Here is an 18543-nt window from a genome sequence, read left to right as displayed (position 1 = left end):
AATTTAATTTACTGAAAACCTATCTATAAAAGTAGATAGGTTTTCTTTTTACTTGGGCTACTTCGTATATGAATGTACTCACAGGTGCACCCAATAAGCTGCGCGTAGCTGGAGAAACACCAGCCATTCAGCGCAATTTTGATGTTACTCCGAGCGACAATTACGAACTGATCTATACGCAAACTGAAAACAATTCTGTAACTTTCACGGTAGAACAAAGTTCTAATGGAACAACAGGCTGGAGTACACTGATGAATACCACAAGCACAAACGGAACACATACGAGAAACTTTACGCCCACACAGGCTTATTTGCGTGTGAAGTATAGTGGAAGTGCTGCTTTCTCCTTGGCCAATATGACGCTGGTTGGCACCGATACAGATACTTCTTATTCGTTGATAGCGAGAGGTGATTATCGTTATGGCTATCAGGGAAGCGAAATGGACAACGAAGTGAAGGGTGATGGAAATAGTTATACTACTTTTTACCGAATGCTCGATCCAAGGCTTGGAAGATGGTTTAGTACAGACCCAGTTTTCCAACCATATCAAAGTCCTTATAACTCCATGGATAATAATCCAATTTTATTGAATGATAAACTTGGTGATTATACAAAAGAAGAAGCTGATAAAATGGCAGCAAGGGGTTCTGCAAATGGTTATATGACTAGAGTTGTTGAAAGTAAATTAAGACCTGGAGATTTCGGTGTTCAATATATTGCAGTAAGATCTGAAGGAAGTTACACAAAGACACAATTTTATGGGAAGTTCAAGGGTATTGGTAAAGAAGGTTTTAAAAAAGCATCAGGTTTTGAAAATCATCAGTGGTTTGCTAAGAAACAAGAAATCGAAAACAAAGTAAGAGAGTCACAGGAATCCAGCGTCAATGAAGCTTCAGTAACTGCAATACCACTAGGTACAGCCGCAACTACAACTACAGGAACAGCAATTACAGTAGAAGCTATAGCAGCAGCAGGTGTTATGGCATTGCCTCTTGCCTTAGTATCGGGCGATACAAAAAGGACACCAGAGCCTGTTTATTCATATTATTATCGTGCAATGTCAACAGAAGAATTTACAAGCACAGGTGGATATTTAGTAGATTTAAAGACATCTGGTGAAGGACCTCATATAAGACCAGAATTGTCTTATATTACAAATGCTAAATTTATTCAGAAAGGTAATTATGATGTTGTGGTTAGATATACTTCCTATATATCTAATACTGCTATGATGTCATCTACTTTTCATTACATCCCCGGAACAGGCAGTGGAAATACTGTTTTTAATTCGGCAAGGAAAATAGGTATGTGGTATGTTAAGTACGAAAAAGGAGTTTCTTTTGGCTTCCCTGGTAGTTCAACAATGATTTTTAATGCTTCTTTAATCGGAAAACCGACAGTTATAAAAAACCTAAAATGATGAAATATTATTCTCAATTGATTAATTGCTTAAAGAATTATGGTAGTCTTGACTACTATGATAAATCAATAGAAGTTCTAGACTATTTTATATCGGAATTTAAAGAGGAACACAAGGCAGATATACAAATCTTTTTGGAACAAGAAATAAAAGCTGTCGCTAAAAATAGTTTTTCTTATGATTTTACCAATAATAGTGAAATACTCGATAGAGTCAGTGTGATTGTATTTATCCTAGAGATAAAGAAAAATTTAATTTCTCATGATTTGTGGAATATACTAACGTCATTTGTCACTAATCAATCCAAGACTTTACAACAAGCTGTATACAATTTAATAATGATTATCAGTGAAGATGAATTATTAGATTTAAAATCTCAATTTGAAAAATTATTTGAAAAGCTGGATGAAAAGTTTCATGACAATACATTAGTTTTAAATGTTGATTCTTTCAGAAGTATAGCTCGGTAAGATAGTGTGGTAGTGGGTAGTGTTCCAGTTTGTCACCTATTTCAAAACCAAATAGCTAACAATTTGATTTTCAGATAAAAATATACATACTGAAGTTTATTCAGATGAAAGGTTACTCTCACAAGGTAACTTTTCGTCTTTTATAGCAACCTTAAAGGTAGTATTTGCGTTGTTGGTGTATCAAAACGTCACCTAACATGCTATGCCACTTTTGTAATAATGCCTGCGTCAGAAAAGGATGGAGTAAGAATACTCAAAAATATCGTTGTAAAACGTGTTTCAAATACCAGCGCGAACAATACGTTTATTCATCCCGTCTAATCACAGACCAACAAATTATCCAACTTACAAAAGAAGGATGTGGAATCAGGAGTACCGGAAGAATATTAAATATTTCTCCCACTACCGTTATTAAAAGGATTTTGAAGATTGCTACACACCTTACAAGATCATCTCCAATTTTATTCGGGCAAACTTATCAGGTAGATGAGTTATTTACTTATATCGGAAATAAGAATAATCGAGTTTGTGTTGCCGATTCCTTAAACCCTAAAACAAGAGAAGTAATAGATATTGTGCTTGGCAGACGAAATAAAAGTAACCTCAAAAAGATCATATCTACTTTAGTCTTGTCCGATGCAAAGCAAATCACAACAGACAAACTGAATATTTACAAAGAACTTGTTCCAAAAGAACTCCATTCTACCAAGCATAGGGGAATCAATCACATTGAACGTCAGAACCTCAATTTGAGAACTCACTTAAAACGATTGAACCGAAGGACTATTTGTTTTTCAAAATCGATCAGAATGCTGGATGCAGTTTTACGAATATATTTTTGGTTTGGAGCGAAAACAATTCTGTGACTTTCGTTGCTTGTTTGCCTAATTCGTCTGTAAAAGCTTTAGAATATTCAACTCTTTTTCTTTGGCTCGCAGCTGCAATAACAATTCAAAATCCACAAACTAATTACAGAACTTCCTGAAATTTAAACGATTTTTCAAGTTCCATTCGCATTTTTCCAATAATTTTGAAGAGTATGCGTTTATACACCAAAACATATTTCATGCGTTACTTTCTTTTACTTGTTTTAATAGGTGCTTCAGGGGCTGTTTTCTCTCAACTTGGTATGGGACAATGGCGCATGCACGTAGCAGCGTCACAAGCAATCGATGTGGCTTATGGTGATGGATTGGCAGTTGCGGCTTTAAAAAATGGAGTTATTGAATACGATGAAGCAGCTGGTGAAAGCAAAATATACAATAATCAAAATGGACTTTCAGATATTATCACCTCTTGTATCGTTTATGAACCAGGAACAAAATCCTTTTTCATTGGGTATGAAAATGGAAACATCGATCAGCTCTATTCCAATGGAAGTATTGTAAACATTCCTGCAATCAAACTTGCATCGATAACTGGTAATAAGCGAATCAATGGATTTACTGTCAGAAATGGCAGAGTTTATGCCGCAACTGGATTCGCTATTATTGTTTTAGATCCAATCAAACACGAAGTAAAGGATACATACAATCCGTTTTCATTTCCTAAAAACTATCAATCTATTTTGTTCTTGAATGATTCGATTTATGCCTTGCATAATGATGGAATGGTTAAAGCCTTTGAGAACAACCCCTTGTTGGGAAATCCAAATAACTGGGCTGTTGATGCGCGAGTAGAGGTTCCTGTTTTGGAAATTTCATACCAGAAAGCATCATTATTTAATAATGAAATATTCTTACTAGCAAAGAGAGAGGGGTATGGAGGAGATTCCATTATGAAAGTTACCTCTTCTGGATTACAAGAGTTTATTGGTCATCAATTTAGCATGGAGATTGCAAATTTTCAGGTAATCAATAACAAATTTGGGGTTAGTTACTCCGAATCTTACATTCTGTTTAATCCGGATTTGAGTGTTTTCTTATCTCTTTCAAATTATTCACTGACTTTGCCAGAAATAAAATCAGTAGTGTTTGATGGTTCAAATACGTATTGGATTGCTGATTTTATGAATGGATTGGTGAAGTTCGATTCGTATGGTAGTTCGAAAATAATTTCGAAAGAAGGTCCTCCGAAAAACGAATTTTACAGTTTGAGCGGACGGGATGGTAAACTAATAGTTACCGGGGGGTCTATTGAACGTGTAGATTTGAGTTATAGTCGGTCGGGAGCTTATGCAATGAAGGATGAGGTTTGGAATTTATACGATATGCAGAACCAACCCCTCTGGAATACGAATACTTGGGCAATTGGAGCAGCATCGATTAATCCGAAAAATTTGGAGGAAATTGCACTTGGTGGATATTGTGTCAATGCATTGAGTATTACAAATGGAAATTCAATAACTGAAGTATACAATGCCTCTAATTCAATAATTGAAAACACGAGTCTGGGCAATACTTTTGCCTGTGTTTCAGGGTTGGAATACGATGACGATGGCAATTTATGGATCGTTAATGGTTATTCTACTAATCCGTTGAAAGTCAAAACTGCTGATGGGAATTGGTATTCCATGGCTACAAATTCGAGTATTGCAAACGTTTTTGCTACAAGAATAGCCATAGATTACAACGGTAATAAATGGGTTAGTTTGTATGGAAAAGGATTGATGGGATATAAGGATAACGGAACGATTTCAAATACATCTGATGATATTATTAAAGTGCTCCAAACAGGTGAAGGGGCTGGAAACATGCCTTCTTCAAATGTAACAGCAATAGCAGTTGATTTTGACAATGAAATTTGGATTGGAACCGATCATGGATTGGCTGTTCTGTACAATAGTTCTGGCTTATTCTCCGCAGCTGGAGTTACCGATGCTTCTCAAATATTGGTCACTTATGATGGAAACGTTGAAGTACTGCTTGGAACTTCTTACATTTCGGACATAGAAATTGATGGTGGAAATCGGAAATGGATTGCAACGCAAGAATCTGGTGTGTTTTTAATTTCAGCTGATGGACAGCAAGTAATTGCCAATTATAACAAAGACAATTCGCCCATGATTTCCAATGTTGTCGTGGACATGGAGTTCAATCATTTGACAGGAGAATTATTCATTATCACTGATAATGGGATGGTTTCTTTACGCACGGATGCAACTTATGAAGATGCTGAATACTCTTCCACAACCGTTTTCCCAAATCCGGTGAAACCAGACTTTTTTGGACCAATTACCATTCAAGGGATTAAATACAACAGTGATGTAAAGATCACAGATGCCGCTGGAAATTTGGTGTATAAAACTACTTCAAATGGGGGAACTGCAACTTGGAATGGAAAACGATTGACGGGTGAAAATGTAAGTTCTGGAGTTTATTTTATTTGGACTGCACCGGTTGAAGGAAAAGGGAAGAAGGTAGGTAAAGTGGTTGTAATCCGATGAAAATTCAAGATAAAGCAATCGTTTTATCCCGCTCGCCTTATTCAGAATCCAGTTTGATAGTGAATCTATTCACCTTAGAATCTGGACTTCAAACCTTTTTATTTCAAGGAGCGAGGAAGAAGAAAGGATTGATTTTATTTCCTTTAGAAATTGCTGAAATTACCTACTACAAACGCAATGATAGTAGTTTGCTGAAATTAACCGAAATGCAAGCTCTGGAACCGTTGCATGAATTGGTCGGAAACCCCTTGAAATCGAGTATTGCTTTTTTCATTTCCGAGTTATTGCTGATTTGTTTGAGAGACAATCACCAAGATAAAAAACTCTTTCATTTTTTGAATGAAGAAATCCATTGGTTAAACACCAGTGAAGAGCTTAGCAATTACCTGATTTGGTTGTTAGCACAGGTTTCGAAATTAGAAGGGTTTCAGCCAGAAATTCAACACGAAAATCCGAAATATTTTGAACTGCAAGAAGGGAAATTTACCAACGAATTGCCTTTTTTACCAGCTTATTTAGAAGAACCTTGGTTGCACTGGTTGGTGGATAGTTTGCGACTAGATAAAATGAATTTTTTATCCGTCTCTATCCCCAAAAATGAGCGTGTACTTTTAATTGATGCTTGGTTGGAATACTACAAGTTTCATATAAGTGGCATGCGAAAAATGAAATCGTTGGAAGTGATTCGAACAGTTTTTAATTAATATTTAGGGACGCGATGCGTCACGTCCCTAAATATTAATTCAATTTCCGCTCAATTTCCTTCAAATTCTCCATTTTTTTCGTCGCCAAGAACCCATTGATATCATCGAAATGCGTTTTCACTTGTTTATTCCCAAACTCGTAAACTTTTGTTACCAATCCATCTAGAAAATCACGGTCATGCGAAACCAAAACCAATGTTCCGTCAAAAGCCTTCAAGGCATCTTTGATAATGTCTTTGGTTTTCATATCTAAATGATTCGTCGGCTCATCGAGAATCAATAAATTGACGGGTTCTAGTAACAATTTAATCAATGCCAAACGTGTTTTTTCTCCTCCTGAAAGTACTTTTACTTTTTTGGCAGAAGTCTCACCTCCAAACATAAACGCACCCAATATATCTTTTACTTTCGTACGGACATCTCCTTCGGCAATACGGTCAATCGTTTCGAAAATAGTGGACTCTTCATCCAATAGAGAAGCTTGGTTCTGGGCAAAATATCCAATTTGTGTGTTGTGACCCAATTCCAAGTTTCCATCAAAGCCAATTTCTTTCATAATTGCTTTCACCAACGTAGATTTTCCTTCACCGTTTCGTCCTACAAAAGCAATTTTTTCTCCTCGTTCTATGGTTACATTGACATCTTTAAAAACCACATGATTGTCATATTTCTTGCTCATATCCGTTATAACGACGGGATAGGAACCCGAACGTGGTGCAGGAGGGAATTTCAAACGAAGTGCAGAATTATCCACCTCGTCTACTTCAATAATATCCAATTTTTCAAGCATTTTCACCCGCGACTGAACTTGCAGTGTTTTGGAATACGTTCCTTTAAATCGTTCAATAAATTCGGTTGTTTCTGCAATAAATTTTTGTTGTTCTTCGTATTGTTTTTGTTGCTGAGTTCTTCGATCCTTGCGCAATTCGAGGTAATGAGAATACTTGGCTTTGTAATCGTAAATACGACCCATCGTTACTTCAATCGTTCTATTGGTAATTGCATCGACAAAAGCGCGGTCATGTGAAATAACGACAACTGCTTTGGCGCTATTCACTAAGAAATCTTCCAGCCACTGAATTGATTCAATATCCATGTGATTCGTTGGTTCATCCAATAGAATCAAATCGGGTTTTTGAAGTAGAATTTTAGCCAATTCGATGCGCATTCTCCATCCACCACTGAATTCGGACGTTGAACGAGTGAAATCTTCTCGTTCAAATCCCATTCCTTTCAACACTTTTTCTACTTCACCGTCGTAATTGATTTCTTCGATGGAGTAAAATTTTTCGCTTAATTCAGAAACACGTTCAATAAGTCTCATGTAATCGTCTGAATCGTAATCAGTGCGAACGGTCAGCTCTTGATTCAGTGCCTCAATTTCATCACGCATTGCAAAAATGCTAGCAAAAGCTTTGCTCGTTTCTTCAAATACGGTACAGTTGTCTTCTGTCAATAAATGTTGTGGTAAATAAGCAACGATTGCATCCTTTGGGGCGGAAACCCCTCCTTTTGTTGCTTTATTTACTCCAGCAAGAATTTTCAATAAAGTAGATTTTCCAGCACCATTTTTACCCATTAAGGCAATTTTGTCTGTATCATTAATTACAAAAGACACATCGCTAAACAATACTTTTCCGCTAAATTCTACTGTTACATTATCAACTGAGATCATACTTCCGATTTTCGAGGTGCAAAGGTACTGACAACTTTGGAATTCAAGGGATTTCGAAACACAAAAAAGGTTACTTGAATGAGTAACCTTTAAGTTCGAATAATAATCTCAATTACGTTTTATACCAGAAATAGGATTAGAACATCAACAATGAGGGTGATAATAATTGCATTCATAATCCATTTCATAGGCGCAACGGCTAAAAGTAAACTGAGTGTTGTCATTGTTGGTATAACTACAGCAATTAATGACCAAGTATGAAGTGCTGCACCATAATTCATCGTTACACCACCCAAACAACCGATGACAAGTAAGGTAATTGCAATGACACCGAAGCGGTATTGATTTGCTACCGTTTCTAATTGCATCCAAGTGCTTTGATTTATTTCTTTTGTTTTCATAACTCTCTGATTTGTATAGTACAAAGATCAGAAGGAAGTGATTCATTAAAAATGAGTCAAATCACAAAAAAACCTGATTTATGTTAGTTATTTGATCATTTTTATTTCCTCTTGCTTATATTTGATCAAATAAGAGTAAAAATGGTAGCTATGAAAAAAGTAAAAATGATCATCTTGCTGGCGGCCTTGGGGCTGTTTGCAAGTAATTCTCAAGCCCAGGGATTTGGGGGGAGCGGAAGTAAGTATCTGCAGTTAGGTTTGGGTATCAATAACCATTATTCAATCTATTCAGATTATGACAGGATGTATAACAATAACTTTGGGGCTTTCAATCTCCAAATGGAGTTTGGTATTCACAAATACGTGGGTCTCGGTTTCATGATTGGTGCTCAAGTAGGAATTGGAAACATTGGTTATTATGGACCATATGCTCCAGGATTGACTGGTTCACCGTATTGGAGTTTTGGTCTGCCTGTAGGATTTATTGGTAATTTCCACTTTTTGCAATTGATTTCTGATAAAGCTGGAAAATCATTTGCAGATAAACTGGATGTGTATGCTGGTTTGAATATCGGTAGTGGTATAGCTTTCAGAAATGTGAGAAAGAAATACAAAGACGATGTGTTTTACGATAGCAATGTTGGAGCTTTGCTTTTCTTTGGTCCACATGCGGGAATTCGTTTTTTTCCGAAAGAAAATATTGGAATTTATGCGGAAGCGGGCTACGGAAAATCGTACATTACAGGTGGAGTTGTTTTCAAGTTGTAATTTGAAGTAGATTCAAAAAAAATGGGGCGTTTATCGATCGATAAACGCCCCATTTTTATATACAATTCTTTTTTATTCGTTTACATTTTTATAAATGATTCTGAATATTTTTCTCCATTTTTAGTTTGAATCACTAAGAAATAGCGACCACTAGCCAAACCAGTTAATGGAATGGTTGCATTTTGTTTCGATGTATTTAAAACGCGCACTCCCAGTTGGGTATAAATCTCAATAGTTGATGCATCTAATAAATTGAAGTTTTCAATGGTTAAATAATCTGTTGTTGGATTCGGAAATAAACTTATTTTTTTGCCGTCAATTTCTACTAAACTTAATGGATGTGCACCTTCTACAATTGTTACTGACTGATTGATTGCTGGGTTTGTAAGTTGATCTACTTTTCCAGATGGCCATTTAATAAACAGAGAGTCAATCGTTGTTGCTGTTCCAATTCCAAAGTGAGCATTTAATGTGTTCATATATTTGAACCCATCACCACTTCTGATATCACGAATTTGTTTTCCCCAAGAACCGTAAATTTCTACACGCGCACCAATTCCGTTTGAATTACTTTGAATCCCTTGTAGGTTAATTGTAATCCAATTGTTACTGTTTTTATTATTCATGTAAATGGTGTTTCCATTTCGAACATCCAGGAATCCATCGTTGTTCATATCTCCGACAGCACCACTTGAAAATGCATAAACCATTGGGTAGAAAGTCATGTCTCCGTTTCCGAACAGGATCTTATTATCTCCACCCATTACGTCTGTGAAACCGTCGTTGTCGAAATCAAATGAAACATGTTCGATGCTTGTACTAGGATTTGTATCCCATCCTGAACCTGTTGTTACATCACTAAAAGTTCCGTCGCCATCGTTTTTCATTAAAAGATGTCCGCCGTCAGCTGATGAACTGATACCAATCAGGGCATCCATAAATCCGTCGTTATCGAAATCATTCCATGCGGAAGACCACGATTGACTCGGTTGTGCCATTCCTGCTGCTACAGAAACATCCGTGAAAACAACATTTCCGTTATTGCTGTCGTTTCTGTGTAATTCGTCGATTTTAGCTGTCGTAGCTCCACCACGACATTTCGCGATGAATAAATCCTGGTCGCCATCATTGTCGTAATCCATCCAAATCGAACCGTAATTTCCTCCTTCCGGGTGATCACCTAATCCGCTATTATGGAAGACCAAATTTCCACTTCCGTCATTCAAATAGTAAACATTCGGATCAACATCATGACAAGAGAAGGCATCCAGATTACCATCGTTATTGATATCTACAAAGTTGGTACGCTGACAAAATACATATTCAGGACCTGCAACCTGAGTAAATCCAGTTCCTGTTGAATTTGCTTTCATGAATGTTACGCCATTTCCATCTCCGTAAAGCATGTCGTTGAATCCATTCTTATCAAGATCTCCGATTGCCATACTCCATGACGGCTCGAAAGTAGCCGCAGGAGTAGGGATGTTTGTCGTGATGTAAGCCCCGCTGATTTGCTGGTAGAGGATCTGAACGCTGGAAGACGATACGGTAACAATGTCATCCAAAAAGTCTCCGTCCATATCTGTGGTGGCCAATCCATAATTTCCACTAATGGATGGAAATGTGTTTGCCGTAAAAGTTACGGGTGGAGTGGGTTGAACTATAATTGGAGCTTCTGTCAGCATAAAACTGAATCCAGCTGAAGTCCATTTGTTATCAAAACAAATGATATAGGTTGTTCCATTTGTTACGTTGAAAGTTGCTGTTGAAGTTAATCCAGAACCACTGTCATCATCTCCCGAAAAACAAGTAACAGCACCACAAGCTCCCGTGTATACATGGAAACGTGTATCGGTCCCACCACTGGCAGGAAGGTCTGTTGTCACAGTTACTGAATAATTTGCTGTTGGAGTGTAAGTGTACCATTCAGAAGCAGTTTGTGTGTTACCACCTGAGGCGCAGGCAAGAGTGGTAGCCATTCCGTCAACTCCTGTAACTGCATAAGTTCCTGCTGTAACCGGCACAGCCATTCCGCAGGAGTTTTGAGCCTGAGAAAGCACAGGAATTCCCAGTAACAGAAAAAATGTAAAGTTAATTTTCATAATTCTTGGTTTTAGTTCATAAATAGTATGTTAGTTGCAGGTTTGTTTCCAGGTAATCCATTCCTCAAGAAGCTGCAATCCTTCTTCGTGAACAATGGTTCGTCCGAGTAAAGGCATGCGTATACTTGGAACAGTAGAGCCCAGTCGAAAATGCATCATGGAGCGGTTCTTATCATTTGGCTTGATGATGTATACGTAGGCGGGATCAATATCGTCATCCGGTTCCACACACAGACCTAAATTAATAGGATCTGATGTTTCTGAAAATGCTAAACGCATTGGTCGGTAGGAACAATGTTTTCCTTCGGCATGACAATGTGCACAATTGATATCGACGTATGATCTGAAACGCTCATCAACAGTTTTCGTTTGATCCATGTAATTTACGGTAGAAACAATATTTCCAGGAAGGGTGTTCTGTAAATACCCAACAGCGATTAATTTTTCTAGTTGATTTTGGATCCCGCTTTGGTATGGATAATCAATATTTAGATTTTGTGGCTTAATTCCGATGGGAATAGGCAGGTCATTGATTTTATGACATGTTTTACACTCTGTTTCATTTGGAATTCGATAAGCGGTACTTTTTGTTTGTCCATTTTGAATCCAACTCACATTGGTCGTGCTTCCATTCAGGTCTAAATAAGCTTCAGTTTGTTGTGTATTCCAAACATAATTGGCAAAAATCCAACCACTAGATTTTCGAATCATAATACGTGTTTCAATGATGCGTGTACTTCCTGCAGGTTGAACGTTATCGTAATAAAACGTTTTGATTAAAGCAGCGCCAACTGGTAAATTCAACACATCACCATCATTAACATAGCTTGCACTCGTTCCTGTAGGCATCCAAATGAATCTTTTTTTGTGGGCATAATCAGTGAAAAGCCCTGAAGCTGGCTCATAAGGAATCACCTTTTCTGCTGGAGTTTGATTTTTTAAATCACCTTCGAAGAAACGATAATCAGATAATTTGGAATAAGGAACGGTGGTTAAATCTACAGAAACTCCAGTTTCTTCTTCAACAGGAGGAACAATTGGTTCAACAGTTGGTTTTTTCTTACATGCTGGAAAGAGAAAAAGCAAACATGTAAATGTAGCAATGGCACAAATAGGAATAAACCAGTGATTTGAACGAGTTTTTTGTTGCTTCATAAAGTAGTTGATTTTACTCAGTTTCGTAAATTAGGAATAAGGTACTATTATTTTTCAATAATTTTTTATTCTCTTAGTAATTGTTTCATAACACTATAGATGATTATGCGAGATGGATAGTTGCTTTAAAAGATAGGTTTGTGAAAATTTTGTTGATTTATTGATGATAGAGTAAATTTTTAACAATTAGTTACCGTGGTAAGTGGTGGATAAGCTTGCACTTATCCCTGAAAAGAAAAAAAGCCCTGATCCATCATAACAGACCAGGGCTTTAAATGATCTTAAAGCGAACTAAACCAAATCAACAGTTAATGTTTCATCTATTTTAGTCACTTTCAATAATCCATGTTTTGTAAGTCCTTTGATACTTGTATCCCAGGCCTTATTACTCAAGTTCACAGAGTCTTTCAATGTAAGCAATTCCATTGTTTTCTCACGCTGCATAATATCGAAAATCACTTGTTCGTTTTCATTCAAAACAACTTTAACTACTTTTTCAGGACGCATTTGAGGGAAGAACAATACCTCTTGAATAGATGGATTATTGGTTAAATACATAATCAAACGATCCATTCCAATTCCTAATCCAGATGTTGGTGGCATTCCGTATTCTAAAGCGCGTAAGAAATCTTGATCAATCATTCCAGTAGCTTCGTCATCTCCTTTTTCGGCTAAGCGAACCTGATCTTCAAAACGCTCGCGCTGATCGATCGGGTCATTTAATTCTGAATAAGCATTCGCGATTTCTTTTCCGCAAACCATTAATTCAAAACGCTCAGTCAATTCCGGATTATCACGGTGTGTTTTACACAAAGGCGACATTTCTTTTGGGTAATCAGTAATAAATGTTGGCTGAATGTAATTTCCTTCACATTTTTCACCAAAAATCTCATCAATCAATTTTCCTTTCCCCATTGTATCATCAACTGGAATTCCCATTCCTTTTGCTGCTGCTCTCAATTCATCTTCCGATTTACCAGCGATATCAAAACCAGTAAAATCAATGATTGATTGACGCATCGTAACGCGTTTGTACGGCGCTTTGAAGCTAATATTGTGTTCGTTGAATGTACATTCTGATGTTCCGTTTACAGCAATTGCGCAATGTTCCAATAAACGCTCTGTGAAATCCATCATCCAGTTGTAATCCTTGTACGAAACATAGATTTCCATTGCCGTAAATTCCGGATTATGTGTTCTATCCATTCCTTCGTTGCGGAAGTTTTTAGAAAATTCGTAAACACCATCAAACCCACCAACAATCAATCGTTTCAGATACAATTCATTGGCAATTCGCATGTATAAAGGAATATCCAACGCATTGTGGTGTGTAATGAATGGTCTTGCCGCAGCTCCACCTGGAATTGCTTGCAGAATTGGAGTTTCAACTTCCATATAACCCGCGTCGTTGAAGAAATTACGCATCGCTGAGAATAATTTTGTTCGTTTCACGAAAACCTCTCTCACCTGCGGATTTACAACCAAATCAACATAACGTTGGCGGTAACGTAATTCCGGGTTTGTAAATGCATCATGCACTTTTCCATCTGCATCAGTTCTAGGAGTCGGAAGCGGTTTCAATGATTTACTCAACAAGGTAAATTCTTTCACGTTCACGGAAACCTCACCTACTTGTGTTTTGAATACTTCTCCTTTTACTCCAATGAAATCACCTAAGTCCAACCATTTTTTGAATAAATCGTTGTACAACATTTTATCTTCTCCCGGACAAATTTCATCGCGGTTAAAGTATACTTGAATTCTTCCTTCAGAATCTTGGATTTCACCAAAAGAAGCTTTCCCCATAACCCGCTGACTCATCAATCGACCAGCCAAACAAACTTGTTTTCCTTCCTCAAACTTATTTTTGATTGAAGCCGAATAATCGGTTACGGGATAAAGTGCTGCAGGATAAGGATCAATCCCCGCATCGCGTAGATGTTGCAACGTTTGTCGTCGCTGGATTTCTTGTTCTGATAATTCTTGTGACATTTTTATTCGATATTAAGACTCTAGGATTTTAAGATATTAGGACTTGAATAACCTTTAAATCCGACGTCTATTTTTAATTAGTATTTCATTTTATTAATAGTTCAAATGTTCAAATGTTCAAATGTTCAAATGTTCAAATTGAACCCTTTAAACTCTTTGAACCTTTTGATCTTGTTTTCTACCAGTGTGGACAGCTATCACAGCCATTCTTGGTTTTAATGTAGAACATCAACCCCAAAGATACATTGTAGGTTGCTAATCCGAAGGCTTGCTTGGCACGTTGATTTCTATCATCCGATCGTGTTTTAACTCCAGGAAGATGAGCGAAAGCCAATCCACCTTCTCCTTGAATGAATACGTGTTTGAAGAATTCCAATCGAACGCTTGCATTTGCCCCAACTCCATATCCTGAAAGTGCTGTCGAACGATTACTTTGTTCGTTTGCAAATAAGAAATTCGTTGTCGTAAGCATTGGACCAAGGTTTAAACCGACATTCCCAGTAACTGCAAATTGCCGTTTGTCTCCCAATTCCCAAAGATCAAAGGAACGCATCAATTCAATGCGTAAATAATTCAATCCACCAGAATGCTCGTAATGGAAGTGATTTCTGTCAAGAGTCGCTACTTCTTGGTCGTGATTTCCTTCCCACAGAGAATCTACTCCCGTACTTACATGTCCGTCTAAAGTAACTTCACTATTCGGCTTGATCACATAATTGAAATGATCCACTCCTAGTGAAAATGCCCACTTCTGATTGAAATAATATCCAATCCGGAAGTTGTATTGTGGAATGGTCATATTTGCTGGATTCAAATAGAGATTCGCATCAAATTTTGGTTGCCTGTCGGTTGCTTTTACACCTTTTAAAGTAAAGTCGTAATCAGATCCAATAAAATGAATCTTGGATTGTGTATATGCAGTACGATTGTATCCCCAATAGAAAAAAAGTGTCCCAGCATTGGTACTTCTTTTGCGCTGATGCTTCCGAATTTGAGCATCAGCTGGGTTTGCAATAACTGCTAAAAGGAATAGGAATAACAGCTTTCTAAACATCTTTGATTATTTAGTCATTTTAAGAAAATGTACCTCTTTCTCGGTTAAATGTCTGTAATATCCTCGTGGAAGATCTTTTTTCGTCAGGCTTGCAAATTGAACACGATCTAGTTTTACTACTTCGTAACCCAATTTCTCAAACATACGACGAACGATTCTATTCTTACCAGAGTGAATTTCAACTCCTACTTCACGAGAAGATTTTCCATCTTTTACGTATTCAGCCTTATCCGCTTTAATAGTACCATCTTCCAACTCAATTCCACTCATCAACTGTTCCAAATGTTCGGATTGAACAGGTTTATCGACTTCAACATGGTATATTTTTGTTGCTTCGTAACGCGGGTGAGTCAGCTTTTTAGCCATATCTCCATCATTGGTGAACAACAACAAACCTGTTGTGTCACGGTCTAATCTCCCGACAGGATAAATACGCTCCTTACATGCTTTGATTACTAAGCCCATTACCGTTTTTCTACCTAGTGGATCATCCATCGTTGTGATAAATCCTTTTGGTTTATTCAATAATACGTAACGTTTTGTTTCAGCATTAATTGTTTCACCGTCATACTGAATTTTGTCGCCAGGCTTAATTTTATAACCCATTTCGGTAATTACTTCCCCATTGACTGAAACAACTCCTGTTTGAATCAATACATCTGCTTCTCTGCGGGAGCATACCCCAGCGTTGGACAAATACTTATTCAAACGAACCGCATCTTCATTGAAGGTTGGCAATGGATCTCCCTTGCGAACTTTTGGTTTGAAAATGTGTTTTGAAGTTTCTTCAGTGCCTTCTGGTTTTGACGAAGTACTTCTTGGTGCTTCTGGATTTTCTTTCCGAGTACGATCTGAAATTGGAGCAGGTTTACCGCCTCTTACAGCAGGTTTCTCCGTTCTCGACGTTGGTTTTTCTGTTCTGGAAGTTGGTCTCCCAGATTTAGAAGCAGGTTTTGAGCCACTTGGCTTTGCACCTCTTCCTGTTGTTGTACGGCCTTTCCCTGTACCTGTTTTTCTTGTGTTCATCACGAGCAGAATTAATGTTTACTATCGCAGTAGACGCGGCAAAGATACGTTGTTTAATTGAAAAATGATACAAACTTGGAAATCAAGTGGTTTCACTTATGCTTTTTGTTTTAACACAAAGAGAAGATTTCCAAGTTATTTAGAATCGTAATTCTTCCCATTGCTAAAATCTAATATTAAGAAATTGTTAATTCAATTTTAACTATTTTCGTTATTGAACTGCGAAAAATTATGAAGAACTCTCTTCTTTGCTTATTTCTAAGCATCTCTTATTCTGTGTTTTGTCAAACATTTACTGGCGGAAGTGGATCAATTAATGACAACGCAACAATTGATATTCCTGTTGCCGTTAATGGACTTCCAAATGCAGTTGATACCTCAAATTTTGGTTTGGAAACTGTTTGTATCAATTTGACACATACGTACGATGCTGATTTAACAGTTTGGATTGTTGCTCCCGATGGAACGACCGTTTTGCTATTTTCCAATACAGGCGGTGCCGATGACAACTTTACGAATACCTGTTTCAATGCAAATGCAGCTGCCATTTTAGCTTCAGGAACAGCACCTTATACAGGAACATTCAAACCAGTCGGACAGATTGGATTGATCAACAACGGTCAAAATCCGAATGGAACGTGGAAATTACGGGTGAATGATAATTATGGTGGAGATCAAGGAAATGTTCTTTCTTTTTCGATTGCGTTTGGAAATAACCCAGCTGGTTATTTTGCATTCTCTTCTTCCCTTTTGCCCATTGTTGAAATCAATACGAATGGAAATGTGATTCAGAATGACCCAAAGGTAATGGCAGACATGAAAATTCGGTTCAATGGACAAGGAATTCGAAATTACATGAGCGATTCTCCGAATGAATACAATGGAAAAATTGGCATCGAATACCGTGGGAACTATTCTTTATCGCTTCCACAAAAGCCTTACGCACTTGAAACATGGGATATCAACGGGAATGCAATTGATTCTTCCTTACTTGGAATGCCCGCTGAAAGTGATTGGGTGCTATTAGCAAATTACAACGACAAATCTTTTGCTCGAAATATTCTTCCCTTCCACCTATTTGATTCCATGGATCATTATGCAACGAGAATGCGTTTGGTGGACGTGGTCATGAACGGAGAATATCAGGGAATTTATTTACTAGGAGAAAAAATCAAACGCGACAATAATCGCGTAGATGTGAATAAACTGGACCCAACCGAAATTGCTGGCGTAGATCTTACTGGGGGTTATATTTTGAAAATCGATTATTGGAATAACAACGATTCGTGGCTGTTAAATCACAGTCCGATTGGATTCCCAGGATTGGATGTTCACATGGTTTACGTGTATCCAAAACCAGAAGATCTGATGCCACAGCAAACGACTTATATCCAAAACTTCATCGATGATTACGAAGATGCTTTGTACGGATCAAATTTCGCACATCCAAGTTTGGGCTACCGCGCGTTTATCGATGTTCCTTCTTTCATTGATTATTTTATTGTAAATGAAGTTTGCAGAAACGGAGATGGCTTTAAGAAAAGTCGTTTTTTCTCCAAAGACAAAGATAAAGTAGATGGAACGGTGAAAAAAATGAAAGCTGGTCCGGTTTGGGATTTCGATTGGGCTGAAAAAGACATGTGGAGCGGCTCTGAAGACGGCTCTCAATTCATGTATGGAGCATGCGATCAGGATGTGAATGCTCCTGGATGGTACATTCGTTTGTTGGAAGACACTTTGTTCGCCAATGAACTACGTTGTCGTTATGACGATATGAGGAGAAGCATTTTGAAAGAATCCTACATCTATGCAAAAATTGATTCGGTAGCCCAAGCTGTGAATGAAAGTCAGGTTTGGCATTATCAAACTTGGGGACATTTGGGCAGTGCAACCGGAACGCCAGAAGTCCAAGCGCCAAGTCAAACATACGCAGAAGAAGTTCAGCGCTTGAAATCTTGGTTTCAAAGAAGGTTGGAATGGTTAGATATAAACATGCCAGGAACATTGAATAGCTGTAGTATGCTTGGAATTCAGGATTTGGTAAATACTCATAAAATTACTGCTTATCCGAATCCTTTTTCATCTATTATTACAGTAGAATGGAGTCAAACAGATTTAGTTGGGGCACAATTAACTATCCGAGACGGTTCTGGAAGAATGATTAAAACACACGAAATAACAATGGAATCGACAACCGATAAATCGTTAACAATAACTGATTTACACGAATTGGCAAACGGGGTTTACTTCATTGAGATTACAAAAGGAGATCAGCGAGCAGTCTTGAAAATTATTAAATAATTCGGATTTTTTCAGATGCACTTGCTGATTTGAAATAATTCCTTATTTTTGCACCCGCTTACATCGGTAAGTAGCTGTCAGTCGGACAG

Annotated in this window: 14 protein-coding genes; 7 read left to right on the top strand and 7 right to left on the bottom strand. The window is 37.5% G+C overall.

Annotation, left to right across the window (positions count from 1 at the left end; genetic code table 11):
- The first annotated feature begins 68 nt into the window (after positions 1-68).
- The 5 genes from FLUTA_RS06925 (at position 69) to recO (ending at position 5980) form a co-directional block, all read left to right on the top strand.
- The gene (locus FLUTA_RS06925; protein ID WP_013686145.1) at positions 69-1421 is read left to right on the top strand and encodes an RHS repeat-associated core domain-containing protein; all 1353 of its coding nucleotides are present in this window, start codon (positions 69-71) and stop codon (positions 1419-1421) included.
- Positions 1418-1891, top strand: a complete 474-nt coding sequence (locus FLUTA_RS06920; protein ID WP_013686144.1) for a hypothetical protein — start codon at positions 1418-1420, stop codon at positions 1889-1891. Before FLUTA_RS06925 ends, FLUTA_RS06920 begins: the two co-directional genes overlap by 4 nt.
- Before the next feature lie 197 nt (positions 1892-2088).
- Entirely contained in the window at positions 2089-2757 is a 669-nt protein-coding gene (locus FLUTA_RS06915) for an IS1 family transposase (protein ID WP_052301353.1), read from the top strand.
- Between the two features lie 200 nt (positions 2758-2957).
- Positions 2958-5276 carry a type IX secretion system anionic LPS delivery protein PorZ gene (porZ, locus tag FLUTA_RS06910; RefSeq protein ID WP_169312066.1) on the top strand — a complete coding sequence of 773 codons (2319 nt, stop codon included), beginning with the start codon at positions 2958-2960 and terminating at the stop codon, positions 5274-5276.
- Positions 5273-5980, top strand: coding sequence for a DNA repair protein RecO (gene recO / locus FLUTA_RS06905; RefSeq protein ID WP_013686141.1), 708 nt, complete (start codon positions 5273-5275; stop codon positions 5978-5980). The genes porZ and recO overlap by 4 nt, the downstream gene beginning before the upstream one ends.
- 34 nt (positions 5981-6014) lie before the next feature.
- On the opposite strand, the gene FLUTA_RS06900 is transcribed toward recO, so the two are convergent.
- A complete protein-coding gene (locus FLUTA_RS06900; protein WP_013686140.1) occupies positions 6015-7655 on the bottom strand; it encodes an ABC-F family ATP-binding cassette domain-containing protein in 1641 nt (546 codons plus the stop codon).
- A 119-nt stretch (positions 7656-7774) separates the two neighbouring features.
- Positions 7775-8056 carry a hypothetical protein gene (locus FLUTA_RS06895; protein WP_013686139.1) on the bottom strand — a complete coding sequence of 94 codons (282 nt, stop codon included), beginning with the start codon at positions 8054-8056 and terminating at the stop codon, positions 7775-7777.
- Between the two features lie 150 nt (positions 8057-8206).
- Between FLUTA_RS06895 and FLUTA_RS06890 the strand changes: the two genes are divergently transcribed.
- Positions 8207-8824 carry a hypothetical protein gene (locus FLUTA_RS06890; RefSeq protein WP_013686138.1) on the top strand — a complete coding sequence of 206 codons (618 nt, stop codon included), beginning with the start codon at positions 8207-8209 and terminating at the stop codon, positions 8822-8824.
- 80 nt (positions 8825-8904) lie between these two features.
- Here FLUTA_RS06890 and FLUTA_RS06885 read toward each other — a convergent pair whose 3' ends face one another.
- The 5 genes from FLUTA_RS06885 to FLUTA_RS06865 all read right to left on the bottom strand — a co-directional run bounded on the left by FLUTA_RS06885 (position 8905) and on the right by FLUTA_RS06865 (position 16153).
- Positions 8905-10926, bottom strand: a complete 2022-nt coding sequence (locus tag FLUTA_RS06885) for an FG-GAP-like repeat-containing protein (RefSeq protein ID WP_013686137.1) — start codon at positions 10924-10926, stop codon at positions 8905-8907.
- Positions 10927-10956: 30 nt separating this feature from the next.
- A complete protein-coding gene (locus FLUTA_RS06880; protein WP_013686136.1) occupies positions 10957-12081 on the bottom strand; it encodes a hypothetical protein in 1125 nt (374 codons plus the stop codon).
- A 291-nt stretch (positions 12082-12372) separates the two neighbouring features.
- Positions 12373-14073: a lysine--tRNA ligase gene (gene lysS / locus FLUTA_RS06875; RefSeq protein WP_013686135.1), complete on the bottom strand. Its 1701-nt coding sequence runs from the start codon at positions 14071-14073 to the stop codon at positions 12373-12375.
- 178 nt (positions 14074-14251) lie between these two features.
- Positions 14252-15127, bottom strand: a complete 876-nt coding sequence (locus FLUTA_RS06870) for a hypothetical protein (protein WP_013686134.1) — start codon at positions 15125-15127, stop codon at positions 14252-14254.
- A gap of 6 nt (positions 15128-15133) precedes the next feature.
- Positions 15134-16153 (bottom strand): pseudouridine synthase, encoded by a 1020-nt coding sequence (locus tag FLUTA_RS06865; RefSeq protein ID WP_013686133.1) that lies wholly within the window; start codon positions 16151-16153, stop codon positions 15134-15136.
- A 231-nt stretch (positions 16154-16384) separates the two neighbouring features.
- Between FLUTA_RS06865 and FLUTA_RS06860 the strand changes: the two genes are divergently transcribed.
- Positions 16385-18454, top strand: a complete 2070-nt coding sequence (locus tag FLUTA_RS06860) for a CotH kinase family protein (protein WP_013686132.1) — start codon at positions 16385-16387, stop codon at positions 18452-18454.
- Positions 18455-18543: the final 89 nt, after the last annotated feature.

This window comes from Fluviicola taffensis DSM 16823 (genome assembly GCF_000194605.1).
Lineage (GTDB): Bacteria > Bacteroidota > Bacteroidia > Flavobacteriales_D > Crocinitomicaceae > Fluviicola > Fluviicola taffensis.
Note: the sequence above shows the minus strand (reverse complement) of the source record. Positions and strands in the feature narration are given on the sequence as shown.